Annotated in this window: 10 protein-coding genes and 1 tRNA gene; all 11 read right to left on the bottom strand. The window is 60.1% G+C overall.

Annotation, left to right across the window (positions count from 1 at the left end):
• Positions 1-183: 183 nt before the first annotated feature.
• The 11 genes from AB4O36_RS19735 to AB4O36_RS19685 all read right to left on the bottom strand — a co-directional run bounded on the left by AB4O36_RS19735 (position 184) and on the right by AB4O36_RS19685 (position 12,431).
• Positions 184-504: a DUF3077 domain-containing protein gene (locus tag AB4O36_RS19735; protein WP_460140067.1), complete on the bottom strand. Its 321-nt coding sequence runs from the start codon at positions 502-504 to the stop codon at positions 184-186.
• Positions 505-1,078: 574 nt separating this feature from the next.
• A complete protein-coding gene (locus AB4O36_RS19730; protein WP_460140066.1) occupies positions 1,079-2,086 on the bottom strand; it encodes a nucleotidyl transferase AbiEii/AbiGii toxin family protein in 1,008 nt (335 codons plus the stop codon).
• The gene (locus AB4O36_RS19725) at positions 2,079-2,669 is read right to left on the bottom strand and encodes a DUF6088 family protein (protein WP_460140065.1); all 591 of its coding nucleotides are present in this window, start codon (positions 2,667-2,669) and stop codon (positions 2,079-2,081) included. The genes AB4O36_RS19730 and AB4O36_RS19725 overlap by 8 nt, the downstream gene beginning before the upstream one ends.
• 394 nt (positions 2,670-3,063) lie before the next feature.
• Positions 3,064-3,137 (bottom strand) — tRNA-Gly (locus tag AB4O36_RS19720).
• Between the two features lie 138 nt (positions 3,138-3,275).
• Complete coding sequence (locus AB4O36_RS19715) at positions 3,276-4,160, bottom strand: alpha/beta fold hydrolase (protein ID WP_460117333.1); 885 nt, start codon at positions 4,158-4,160, stop codon at positions 3,276-3,278.
• Positions 4,161-4,474: 314 nt separating this feature from the next.
• Positions 4,475-5,167, bottom strand: a complete 693-nt coding sequence (locus AB4O36_RS19710; protein WP_460140064.1) for a pseudouridine synthase — start codon at positions 5,165-5,167, stop codon at positions 4,475-4,477.
• A gap of 56 nt (positions 5,168-5,223) precedes the next feature.
• Complete coding sequence (locus tag AB4O36_RS19705; RefSeq protein WP_460117331.1) at positions 5,224-5,418, bottom strand: cysteine-rich CWC family protein; 195 nt, start codon at positions 5,416-5,418, stop codon at positions 5,224-5,226.
• A 6-nt stretch (positions 5,419-5,424) separates the two neighbouring features.
• Positions 5,425-6,912 (bottom strand): sensor domain-containing diguanylate cyclase, encoded by a 1,488-nt coding sequence (locus AB4O36_RS19700; protein WP_460140063.1) that lies wholly within the window; start codon positions 6,910-6,912, stop codon positions 5,425-5,427.
• 141 nt (positions 6,913-7,053) lie between these two features.
• Positions 7,054-10,734 (bottom strand): urea carboxylase, encoded by a 3,681-nt coding sequence (gene uca, locus AB4O36_RS19695; RefSeq protein ID WP_460140062.1) that lies wholly within the window; start codon positions 10,732-10,734, stop codon positions 7,054-7,056.
• A gap of 318 nt (positions 10,735-11,052) precedes the next feature.
• Positions 11,053-11,694 carry an urea amidolyase associated protein UAAP2 gene (locus AB4O36_RS19690; RefSeq protein ID WP_460117328.1) on the bottom strand — a complete coding sequence of 214 codons (642 nt, stop codon included), beginning with the start codon at positions 11,692-11,694 and terminating at the stop codon, positions 11,053-11,055.
• 11 nt (positions 11,695-11,705) lie between these two features.
• Complete coding sequence (locus AB4O36_RS19685) at positions 11,706-12,431, bottom strand: urea amidolyase associated protein UAAP1 (protein ID WP_460117327.1); 726 nt, start codon at positions 12,429-12,431, stop codon at positions 11,706-11,708.
• Positions 12,432-12,439: the final 8 nt, after the last annotated feature.

Genomic DNA, 12,439 nt, shown 5'->3' with positions numbered 1-12,439 from the left:
CCTTGTTCAAAGATCACCGCAAGAGCGCGAAATCTGTTGCCTTGCAGGGCGATAGCAGACGTAGGTACCTCAGCGATGCTGCAACATCGGTATAAGGTGAGACCTCTTCATCCCATTTCCTGAGGATGCAAATATCAGGATTCAAATGTAAAAGGGCAGCCTCAAAGCTGCCCTTTTTCTTTGCTACCCAAAAGACCTAGGGGTGTCGCAGTTTCGCTGCTGACCGTCGGTCTTCATCGGCGGCCATCGGCTCAGCACTTTCTGCACATCATCGATAACCGCCTTGCTCATCGACGTTAAATGGTGCGCGGCCCAGGCGTGGCGGTCGCTGTCCCGCGAGTACGCAGCGTCGACGGTCAGCAGCCTGGCCAGGTGGAGCAGATCCGATACTTGCTCCAGGGCATCGACGATGGGCACACCGCGGTTCACTCGGAACAGCGGTTCGTTATTGCAGTAGTGGAAAGGGGTGAGGCCGATAGTCGTCAGTCTGGGGTCGTCGCTCATACGTCACCTCCTTTCGAAAAGCTGCTCAAGGTTTGAGCTGCGATTTGGGAGGGCGCGGTGGAATTGATTTCTTTGGAATGGGGTGTTGGCTTGGGCATAGATGGAACTCCGATGCTATTCGAAAGGGACCATCGCCATCTCGCTACCAAACGGAGGGTGGTGGCCATACGAAGGTTGGTAGACCGGGCATCGGAGCCGGCGCCCCGGAAGGAGCCCTGCGCATGGCCACCATAAGATGCGACCCAGAGAAGGGCCGAAACAGGTGACGCTATGCGTCGATGCGGAGGGTCTACCAAACCCCGATCACTGATTTTGTCAGTGACGGAAAAACGATAAATCCCACCCCAAAAACGCACAAGCCGGCGGATTCTCACGTACCCGTAGGCAACGACGCAAGGTGTTGTAGCTTTCACGAGGTGTCTGGAGGGTGTGCTTAAACAGAAGTGTTTGAGGCAAATTGCGGACACAAAAAAACCGGCCATTAGGGCCGGATTTCTTGACTTGAATCCCCTCGTCATAACGACGTTGGAACGTGGTCTGAGTGGCGCGGTTGAAGGAAAACTACGGAGGTATGTCAGGTAGCCGCTGCGTTCAGGTGAGTCTCGAGTTCTTCACATGCAACCATCAGGTCATCGAACTCCGGAGGGGGACTGTCGAACATTCCACCTTCGAGCATCTTGTCGTAGTCCTTCGCCAGGTTATCGCGAGCCTTTCCAACTGGCACCAGCCGAAGATTGCCGCCCACTGCATGCCGGTAGTCGATCGTTGTGCCATCTGCAGACTTTTCTACAAAGAAGCAGGACTTATGCTCTGCGACGCGTGCGGCAATGTCTCGCCGTGAAATAACCTGCTTGAACTCGTGATTTTGCACAATGGCGGTCAGGTCATGCCAATGCCGGGCAAATCGCTCGCTCTTCAAGCGCTCCTGGACGCAGTACACATGCGCCGCTGTCGCTTTCTCCCAGAACGTACGCGCTACATCCATTACAACGGGGTTTGCTTCAGGAAAGATGACGCCTTCCAAATTGGCGTGAACCATATCGCACACGACATGATTGCGGCGGTGCGGCTCCCCTGTAGATCGAGCACCAAACTCAAGCATGACCTTGGGCGTCACGTAATCATGGACCGGTGTTTTCGCAGGATAGTGCAAGTACAGTTTGTCCCCATCTTGAACAAATTCTGCCCCCGGCGCCTCCGCCGCCAGCGCATCGGCCAGAGCCGGAAAAACCGACTGTTCTATCCAGCCTGGGAGAAGATCGCGGGCCTTGCTGCTCCACTTTCTGGCTTGACTACCACTGGGGGGAATTTCGCTTTGCACCTCGGGCAAAAGCTGGCGAATGTCGTAGGTCAGATCAATGTCTTCCGAAAATCGATCAATCAGGCGGTACACCTTGGAAAGTGAGGTGCCACCCTTGAACGTCAGATGATCGCCCACGGGATCTGAGAAGATTTTCCCCAAGGTCCAAACCACCCACAAGTCTTTTTCCAACAGGTACGCAGGGCGACCAAGGTCGGAGGCTGCCTGGAGAATGACTTCCCTCTGGTCAGATGAGGACAGCGAGAAGAAATAATCAGGCAATAAGAGCCACCTTCCCAATCATCGCTCCCATCCAGGAGGGTAGAACGGCTCGAAGGCTCATCAACCGCGACCACTCATGGTCGCAAAGCCGCCGATGCAATGTCGGGATCAACTTGCTCGATTGTGACTCGCCGAGCCAGGCTAGGGCTCGAACGGCCTCACCAGCGGCTGATGGTGCAACCATCCACTTTGGCGCATGTTTGATCTGAATCTCTGCCTTGCCAATTCTCAATGTGCGGGCACGACCACTGGTGAGAAACACCTGGCGTACGGGCACCTGCTGCGTCAACCCGAGGTTGTTTGCAGCCTGCGCCCCGCTCGACGTCACCGTTTCGCTGGTTTTTTCAGCGAGAGCCTGAACAACTTTTTCCGGCTCTGGCGCACGAGTTCCGAACCGGCTCTTCACCGGCGCCACATACATGCCGCGGCAGACGCGCATCAACTTCCCCGATTTCGCCAGGCGCGAGAAAGCTTGGTCGACAGCGGCGCGACTCCCAAGGCTCAGGAATTCTCTCGGCGACAGGACTTCGCCTTCGGGCAAGGACTGGCTGCGCTGGTAAATAACTTCAGGAAGTTTCGACATGACGGCACCGCTGTGGGGGGGATGCAATGTCAGAAACTTATCATTGTTTCTGACATTTGTTCAAATTTTAGCCAATTTCAGCAGGGATGGTTCGGGACAGTAATGGCGCGCTTAAAAACGTCGCGATGAGTCGTGTGAGAGACGGCTACCGGACCCGATCATTGTTTTTTCAGCGGCCGACTAACGATAAAACTCACTTCAAACACACACAAGTCGGCGGGTTCTCATGTAACCGTAGGCAACGACGCAAGGTGTTGTAGCTTTCATGAAGTGTTTGAAGGGCGTGCTTAAACAACAGCGTGTGACGCAAATCGCAGGCACAAAAAAACCGGCCATCGGAGCCGGTTTTTTTGATTTGAACCCCCGTCATTACGACGTGGGAACCTGATCTGAGTGGAGCGGGTAGAGGGAATCGAACCCTCAACTAAAGCTTGGGAAGCTTTCGTTTTGCCACTAAACTATACCCGCTCAGAGCGGGTGACTTTGTACCAGATGTGCGCCCGGAAATGAAGTTTTTCTTTTGTCTTGTACGTCAGAAATCGAGTCGCGGCTATCGCGAGCGAGCTCGCTCCGACAGAGGGCAGAGCTGCTCGCGATGGCGCTGGGTCAGATGGCAAATGCAGAGTGCTCCTGTACGAAGTGGTAACGCGTTCGGCTGGTTTGTGCCTCAGGCTTGAGGAAACCCAGCAACGCGTTGCGACTGTCTCGGCAGGCCGCTTTGTGTTCCATGTCGAGGAAGTGGCCGGTCGCTTCTACCGTGCTGAACGTTGCGTGTCGCACGTGGTTGCCGAACAGGCGGGCGTCGCTGGCTGAGGTGTACTCGTCCCATTCGCCGTTGAGGAACAGCACCGGCACGTCGATTTTTTTCGCCGCATTCAAGTAGCACTGCCGATCATTGTGCAGCACGTCGTTGATGTGGAAGTGCATCTGCCCGTATTCGTGCTCGGCCAGGGAGCTGACGTGGCGGTAGTTGAAGCGCTTGAACAGCGACGGCAGGTGTTTGCCGATGGTGTCGTTCACCAGGTGTCCGACGCGGTCGCGGTCGCAGTTGCCCAGGTGTTCGACGCCGCGCTCCAGGTAGTCGAGCATGTGCGCGTTGATCACCGGGGAGAACGAGCTGATCACGGCTTTTTCGATGCGCCGTGGCCGCTGCGACAACGCAGTCAGGGTCGCGGCGCCTCCCCAGGAAAATGACAGCACGTGTTCGGCTGCGAAGTGGTCGATCAGTTCCAGGAGGATCTGCCCTTCGATCTCCTTGGTCAGCATTTTCTCATGCCGATTGTGGGCTTTTGACTTGCCCGCGTAGGGCTGGTCGTAGCACACCACGTTGAATTGTGGATGCAGGTTTTTCACGGTCTGTGCAAACGACGCAGTCGTGGCCATCGAGCCGTTGACCAGAATAATGGTCTTGTCTGCGGCGTCTGCGCGATAGAACTCCGTGTAAACCCGATACTGACCCTGTATATCCAGCACAGCGATTTCTGGCCTCATGTCATAAGACTCCTGGCAAGCGGGTATGCGCGCAAATGAGATTGCACGAGCTTTGTGACAGGTAGGCATATGCCTGGAATTTTGCGGGCCCATGTCGATCCATTGCAGTCCGGTCGACGGGTGTTGTTATTGGCGGGCAGTCTGCCGGTCTGAGGCGGAGCCTTGTGGCTCTCTAACCGACAAAAAGTTTCTTGGATGTACGCGGTGACTCATCGGTCACATTTCGGCCGACGTCCTGATTCAAGCAGGGGACCTGTGATCGCGCAAGTGCCGTTGGTAAATTGTTCGACAACATCTGCTGAGCGGTCGTCTGCTTAGATCAATTGAATCTCTTCGGTGCGCAGGGCGCGGTACTCGCCCGGTTTTAGCGCAGGATCGAGCACCAGCGGGCCCATGGATTCGCGGTGCAGGCGCAGCACTTTGTTGTCGAAGTGGCCGAACATGCGCTTCACCTGGTGATAACGACCCTCGACGATGCTCAGGCGCGCAGACTTCGGCCCTAGAAGCTCCAGTTGCGCCGGTTGGGTGGTGAGATCTTCGAACGCAAAGTACAAGCCCTCCGTGAATTTCAGCGCGTAATGCGGACCGATCACCTCTTCGGTCTCGACGTAGTAGACCTTGGGCAGTTTGGTCTGCGGCTGGGTCAGGCGCCGTGACCAACTGCCGTCGTTGGTGATGATCATCAGGCCGGTGGTGTTGAAGTCCAGGCGGCCGGCGATGTGCAGGTCGTTCGTGTCCTGCTCAAGGATCAGGTCAAGCACGGTGGGGTGCTGCGGGTCGCGGGTGGCGCTCACGTATCCGGCGGGTTTGTGCAGCATGAAGTAGCGCGCCGGCTTGCCGCTTTGCAGCACCTCATCATCGACCTCGACACGACTGAATTCCAGCACCTGGGCGTGCGGGTCGCTGACGGTGTGTCCGTCAATGCGCACGCGCTTTTCCACCAGCAACAGGCGAACCTGCTTACGGTTGAAACGCGGCAGGTTGCTGAGGAAACGGTCAACGCGCATGAGTGGGGATCGACAGGAAAGGGTCGCGCATCTTACGTGATTGGCCGCGCGACCGCTTAGAGCTGCGCGTCGACCTGCGCACAGCGCGGGCATAGGCAGGACTTGTCGCGCACCTCGGCCGGCAGCGCTTCGAGGACCGCAGGGTCGATGCTGACGCCATAGCACCAGCAAGGTCGATCGGCGGTGCGCGGGTCGGCCAGGGTGCAGTCGTTGGCGGCGCCGCAGGCTGGGCAGAATTCAGGTTTGTTCATGTCAGGTCATGCATAACTGGTGTGGGGCATTTCGGCGCAGGTGCGGTTTCTGCCCGATTGCTTGGCGCGGTACATCGCATGATCGGCCCTGGAGATCAAGGTATGCAAGGTTTCATTGGGTTGCAGGGTGCTGAGGCCGATGCTGACGGTCAGCTGCAAGGAGTGACCGTTGTAGGCATAACGCTGTTGTTCGACATGCTGGCGAATTTTCTCGGCGATCTTAAGACCTGTCTCACCGTTGGTGTCCTTGAGCAGCACGATGAATTCTTCGCCCCCCCAGCGGCAAACGATGTCGGCGTGGCGCAGGCAACTTTCCAGATCCCGGGCGAAACCGGACAGTACCTGATCACCGGCCAGGTGACCGTAGGTGTCGTTCAATGCCTTGAAGTGGTCCAGGTCCAGCAGCATTGCGGTGAGCGGTTGCGGTTCGCGGTGGGCTTCCTGCAGGGCTTGTGCCGCCAGCAGGTCGAAGCCACGACGGTTGGGCAACTCGGTCAGGCTGTCCAGTGTCGCCTGGGTCTGGATCCTGCCCTTATAGCGGCCAATGACCCGGTTGAGCAAGGCCAGCACGCTTAGCGTCACCACCAGGCAGATCAGCAGGTTGAGGTACAGCGATTTGCGGATATCACTCAGGGCACCGTCTTCGCGTTTGTCGACGAACAGGTACCAGTTCAGCTCCGGAATGAATCGCACGTTGAGGAAATGTCCCTGGCCCTGGCCGGAATATTCGTAGCTGCCGCTGTGCGGGTTGGGCAACTGGCTGACCAGGCCCTTCATGCTTTCGAGCTCGCTGAGTGTTTGGCCAATATGTGCGCCTTGCGGGCCTCCCTCGGCGCCAGTCAGTACCAGTCGCCCGAAGTTGTCGACGAAAAACACGCTGCGCTGGTAACGCTGCTGGTATTTGTCGATCAGCTTGATCACCGCATCCACCGTCAGCCCTACGCCTGCCGCGCCGATGAAACGGTTGTTGTAGTCGTAGACTTTGTAGTTGATGAAGAAGGTCAGGTTGTCGCGGTTGGCCAGGTCCGGGTCGACGTTGATTTCGTAAGGATCGGCCATGTCTCGCACGCGGAAATACCAGGCGTCGCGCGGCTCATCGACCCGGACCTGCTTGAGCACGCCTTGGGCGTGGTAGTAGGTCAATGTGGCATTGGAGACAAAAAACGCGGTATAGGCACCGTAGTGGGTCATGACCTCGTTGAGGTAGCGGGTCATTTGCTCGGGGTTCTGTTCGCCACCCACCACCCAGTCGCGCATGAAGGTGTCGCGGGACATCATCGACGAAATCAGGATCGGTCTGACAAGGTCTTTCTGGATTTCCGAGTACACGGTGTCCGAGGTCAGCGGCAGTTCGGTGTTGACGATGCTGTCGCGTATCGAGTCGCGCGAGGCGTAGTAGCTGAGCAAGGAGGTGGCGAGGAAGCCAGCACCCAGTAGCGCGATCAGCGTGAGAACCAGCGAACGTTGCATATACAGCGGCGAGTGAAGCGGCATGGCAAATCCGTTGGCAGTGACCCCGTGAAGAGCATTCTAGTGGCACTGCGGTGAAAAAACTGCGGGATTTGCAGGGTGAATCGGCACGGATCAGGTATGAACGATCCGTGCCGACGAGTGAGTGATGCGTCCGATCGGGTTTCAATCGAGTTGCAACACCACGACTCGCTGTCCGGCCCGCACCGCCGAGCCCGGTTGCACCCGGATCTCGCGCACCACACCCGCCATCGGCGCCAATAGCGGGATTTCCATTTTCATCGACTCCAGAATCACCAGCACCTCACCGGCCTCGACACGGCTGCCAACCTGCACTTGAACCTGCCAGAGGTTACCGGCGATGTGGCTGTCGACGCTCATTTCGCCGCTGGACAGCGTGGCCTCTTCGGTGGCGTCGGCCACCGCTTCCTCACTCTCGAAATGTGCCTGCCCACTGGCGATCCAGCGCTCGCGCTCGGCGTTGAAGGCGCCTTGTTGCTGCGCGCGAAACGCGGCGATGGTCTCGGCTTCCTTCGCCAGGAATGCCTGGTAATCGGCGAGGTTCAACTGGCTGTGTTCGATGTCCAGATCGAAACGTCCCAGGGGGAAATCTCGACGGATGCGCAGCAGTTCTTCGGCGCTCACCGGGTAGAAGCGGATCTGGTCGAAGAATCGCAGCAGCCACGGCTTGCCTTCGAAGGCTGCGACGTCGCGGTAGCGGTTCCACATCTGCAGGGTTCGACCGACGAACTGATAGCCACCGGGGCCTTCCATGCCATACACGCACATGTAGGCGCCGCCGATACCCACCGAGTTCTCTGCGGTCCAGGTCCGGGCCGGGTTGTACTTGGTGGTCACCAGGCGATGGCGTGGGTCGAGCGGGGTGGCTACCGGCGCACCGAGGTACACGTCGCCCAGCCCCATCACCAGGTAGCTGGCGTCGAACACCGTGCGCTGCACTTCATCGAGGTTCGGCAAGTCGTTGATGCGGCGGATGAACTCCAGGTTGCTCGGGCACCAGGGCGCGTCCTTGCGCACGGTGGTCATGTACTTCTCGATGGCCAACTGGCAGGCCGGGTCATCCCAGGACAGCGGCAGATGGACGATACGCGAGGGCACTTGCAGGTCCCTGGCGGCGCACACCGCGTCCCATTCACCGGCGACGATGCCCAGCAGGTCGGCCAACGGCAGTTGCTCGGGTTGGTAGTGCACTTGCAGCGAGCGGATACCCGGGGTCAGGTCGATCACGCCGTGCAGGTGTTTGCTTTCCAACGCCTGCATCAGGGCATGGGCGCGAAAGCGCAGGACGAGGTCGAGTTCGGGGGCTCCGATTTCCAGCAGCAGGTGAGTGTCGCCGGACAGCCGTGCGACGAGGCGAGTGTCGGCCTGGCCGATGTCCAGCACGATAGGCGATACCAGCTTCTCTTCTGAACCACGGCCCTGTAGGAGCGAGCTTGCTCGCGATAGCGGTGTAACAGGTAAAGAAGTGTTGGCTGACAAGCCGCCATCGCGACGGTTCGACGCCTCGACAAGCTCGCTCCTACAGGTGGTGTTCCAGTTCAGGGCGAGGGCTCGCGCGGTGGCGAGATCAACCGGCAAAAACTGCACCTTGTCCCCCGCCTTGAGTTGCCCCAGCTGCCAAAGGTCCGCCTCGATCACCGTCACCGGACACACGAACCCGCCGAGGCTCGGGCCATCGGGGCCGAGGATCACTGGCATGTCTCCAGTGAAATCCACCGCGCCAATCGCGTACGGGTTGTCGTGGATGTTCGAAGGATGCAGACCCGCTTCGCCGCCATCGGCGCGCACCCACTCCGGCTTCGGCCCGATCAGGCGCACACCGGTGCGGCTGGAGTTGAAATGCACCTCCCACTGGGTGTCGAAGAAGGTGCCGATGTAATGTTCGGTGAAATATTCCGGCGCGCCGTGGGGGCCGTAGATGACGCGGATCTGCCGGACGGCCGGCAATGGCGTGATCTGTTCTGCGGCCAGTTGTTGCCCGGTGCTGCGATCGCTCAGGGCCGGCACATGCAGCACGTCGCCGGCACGCAAGGCGCGACCGCCGTGGCCGCCAAACTGGCCGAGTGTGAAGGTGCTTTTGCTCCCCAGATAGTCGGGCACTTGCAGGCCGCCGCGCAGGCACAGGTAGCTGCGCGCGCCGGCTCCGGCCAGTGTGCCGAGGCTCAGGGTGGCGCCTGCCGGGATCAATAATGCCGTGTTCATCGGCACCGTTTCACCGTTCAACGTCAGCGGGATTTCGGCGCCGGTCACCGCGACCACGGCGTCGCAATTGAAGCGCAGCAACGGCCCGCTCATGGTGATTTCCAGTGCGGCAGCGCCTTCTTCATTGCCCAGCAGCCGGTTGCCCAGACGCAGCGCGCGGCTGTCCATCGGCCCTGACGGCGGAACGCCTACGGCCCAGTAACCGAGGCGACCGGGGTAGTCCTGGACGCTAGTCTGGGTGCCGGCGCTCAGCACTTCGAAGGTGTTGGCGTGGTAGTGCAGGTTTTCAAGGCAGCGGGTCCAGGGCTGGCCGCTGGCGAACGGTGCATCGAGCACAATCTGCCGAAGGTAATCGCGGTTGGTTTCCACGCCGTAGAGCACGCTGTCGCCCAGGGCCTGATGCAGGTCGGCACTGGCTTGCTCGCGGGTCGGCGCCCAGCAGATGACCTTGGCGATCATCGGGTCGAAATACGGCGGGATCTCGCAACCGGCCTCCACCCACCTGTCGATGCGCAGTCGTTTGCCGTCGGCCGTCGGGAAATTAACGGCCGTCAGCAGACCCGGGCTCGGCTGGAAATCGCGACCTGGATCTTCGGCATACAGGCGCGCCTGAATGGCATGGCCCTCGGCCTTGAGGCCCTGGTGCAATTCGTTCAATGGCGGCAAATCACCGGCCGCCAGTTCGACCATCCAGCGCACCAGGTCAACGCCCCAGACTTGTTCGGTGACACCGTGTTCCACCTGCAACCGGGTGTTCACTTCCAGGAAGTAAAAACGCTGGTCTTCGCTGTCGAAGACGAACTCCACGGTGCCGGCGCTGCGGTAGTTCACCGCTTTCGCCAGTTTGATCGCCGCCGCGCACAGCTCATCCGCCATGCCGTCTGGCAGGTTCGGCGCCGGGGTTTCTTCGAGGACTTTCTGGTTGCGCCGCTGCACCGAACAGTCGCGCACGCCGAGGGCGATCACCTCACCGCGACCGTCGCCGAACACCTGCACTTCGAGGTGGCGAGCGCGCTGGATGTATTTCTCGATGAACACACCGGCGTCGCTGAAATTGTTCTGGCCGAGGCGTTTGACCGCGTCGAAGGATTCGCTCAGTTCGGCGGCGTTGCGGCACACGCGCATGCCGATGCCACCACCGCCGGCAGTGCTCTTGAGCATCACCGGGTAGCCGACCTGTTCACCCGCGCTCAGCGCCGCGTCGAGGCTGTCGAGCAGTTCGGTGCCTTCGAGCATCGGTACGCCGTGCCGTTTGGCCAAGGCGCGGGCGGTGTGCTTGAGACCGAACACCCGCAGTTGTTCCGGCGTCGGTCCGATGAAGGCGACACCTGCCGCTTCGCAGGCCTCGGCGAATGCGGCGTTTTCCGAAAGAAAACCGTAGCCGGGGTGGATGGCCGTGGCGCCGCTGGCCTTGGCGATGGCGAGGATTTTTTCCACGGCCAGGTAGGTGCCGGCCGCCGCGCCTTCACCCAGGCTGTGGGCTTCATCGGCTTGCAGGATGTGCAGGCTCGCAGCGTCAGCTTCGGAGTACACCGCCACGCCACCGACGTGCAGTTCACGCAGGGTGCGCAGGATGCGGCAGGCAATCGCGCCACGGTTGGCAATCAGGACTTTTTCGAACATGGCATAACCCCCGGAGGCGATTGCACATCAGCCTCGACCTGGGATGCGGGCCGTCCCGCAGTTTTTCGATCAGCGCCGGGGTCGTCCCTGGCGGGGAAATCACAATCTCCAGAACACCATCAATCCCTGTGGGAGCGGGCTTGCCCGCGATCAGGGTGTGTCAGGCAGAAATGAGGTATCAGATGTACCGTCATCGCGGGCAAGTCGAGCCGTCGCACCGCCGCTCCCACAGTGGAGAGTGGCGCTTTCACTTTTTCAGGCACTGCCCCGACCGCGCCTGGCACAGCGCAAACAACCACCGCCGCAACCGCATCAGTTTCAGTTCCATACCAGCAGCTCCGCAGGCGTCGGGTTGTAGGCATTGCACGGGTTGTTCAATTGCGGGCAGTTGGAGATCAGCACGATCACGTCCATCTCGGCCCGCAGGTCGACGTACTTGCCCGGTGCAGAGATGCCGTCTTCAAAGGTCAGGCCGCCGTCGGCGGTGACCGGTACGTTCATGAAGAAGTTGATGTTGGGGCCGATGTCGCCTTTGCCCAGGCGGCCGTCGTGCACGCAGGCGCGCAGGTAGTTGTCGCGGCAGCTGTGCATGTAGCGTTTTTCCAGAGCGTAGCGCACGGTGTTGCTCTCTTGCGCGCAGGCGCCGCCGAGGGTGTCGTGGCGGCCGCAGGTGTCGGCGACGATGGTCAGCATCGGTTTGCCGAGGTTGGAATACAGCACGCTGCCGGTGCTCAGGTACACACTGTTCTGCCGGCGCAGGGTGCGTTGCACGTCGTAGCGTTCCCTGGGGTTGGCGACGCTGTAGAACAGGGTATCGACGGCCTGGTTGCCCTCAAGGTCGAGAATGCGCAGGGTCTGGCCGGCCTTGACCTCCATCAGCCAGGGTTCGCCGGCGGGGATGGTGGCGCGGTACACCGCTGTTTCCGGAAGCTTTTGGGCGGTAGCGATTGCGAGTGACATGGCAGCGATCCTCAGGCGAACAGGCGGTCGGTGTTGATGAAGCCGCGCTCGTTTTCCGGGCGCGAAGTGCGGCAGTGTTCGGCGACACTGGCGTCGGCGTTCATCCAGGTGAGCTTCAGCGGTTTGGGTGCGTACTGCGGCGACGGGTCCATGGGGTGCTGCAACGCGGTCAGCACCACCAGGGTGTCCATCGGCGCATACAGCTCGATGTAATCGCCGGCCTTCGAGTTGCCTTCGATGAAATGGAAACGCCCGGCGTCATCGACGTTGACGCGGCTGAACAGGTTGAGGGTCATCAGCAGGTCCGACAGCCCCAGGCCCCACTTGCCCAGTTCCACCAGCAGGTTGTCGGTGCCATTGCGGAAGAAGCCGTTGCGCAGTTCCTGGTAACGACCGGCGCCGTACTTGTGTGCCACTTCCTCAGCGCACAGCACGCCACCGAAGCTGTCGCTCCAGCCGCAGGTGTCGACGGTGATCGCTGCCAGCACCCGACCCATGTCCGAATACAGGCAGTGGCCACTTGTGAGCTTGGCGGTGTGCTGGCATTTGAGGCTGTCGGGCAGGTTCAGGCGCTCGGTTTTTTCGTTGGCGTTGAGCAGCGTCAGGCTGACGTTGGCGCCGCCGCGCAGGTCGGTCAGGCGCAACAGTTGGCCGCGTTTCAAAACAAAGGAGCGATGGCCGCCGCCGGGCAGGGTTTCTTCGGCGAACGGTGGGAACAGTTGAATCGAATCAGTCATGGCAAAAT

It is taken from the genome of Pseudomonas sp. S2_E01, from assembly GCF_054668365.1.
This window is presented reverse-complemented; position numbering and strand designations above follow the sequence as displayed.

Bases quoted from the DNA above. Each gene is read 5' to 3' on its own strand.
- AB4O36_RS19735 (WP_460140067.1), bottom strand. From the start codon at position 504: ATGAGCGACGACCCCAGACTGACGACTATCGGCCTCACCCCTTTCCAC.
- AB4O36_RS19725 (WP_460140065.1), bottom strand. From the start codon at position 2,669: ATGTCGAAACTTCCTGAAGTTATTTACCAGCGCAGCCAGTCCTTGCCC.
- AB4O36_RS19715 (WP_460117333.1), bottom strand. From the start codon at position 4,160: ATGAGGCCAGAAATCGCTGTGCTGGATATACAGGGTCAGTATCGGGTT.
- AB4O36_RS19710 (WP_460140064.1), bottom strand. From the start codon at position 5,167: ATGCGCGTTGACCGTTTCCTCAGCAACCTGCCGCGTTTCAACCGTAAG.
- AB4O36_RS19705 (WP_460117331.1), bottom strand. From the start codon at position 5,418: ATGAACAAACCTGAATTCTGCCCAGCCTGCGGCGCCGCCAACGACTGC.
- AB4O36_RS19700 (WP_460140063.1), bottom strand. From the start codon at position 6,912: ATGCCGCTTCACTCGCCGCTGTATATGCAACGTTCGCTGGTTCTCACG.
- uca (WP_460140062.1), bottom strand. From the start codon at position 10,734: ATGTTCGAAAAAGTCCTGATTGCCAACCGTGGCGCGATTGCCTGCCGC.
- AB4O36_RS19690 (WP_460117328.1), bottom strand. From the start codon at position 11,694: ATGTCACTCGCAATCGCTACCGCCCAAAAGCTTCCGGAAACAGCGGTG.
- AB4O36_RS19685 (WP_460117327.1), bottom strand. From the start codon at position 12,431: ATGACTGATTCGATTCAACTGTTCCCACCGTTCGCCGAAGAAACCCTG.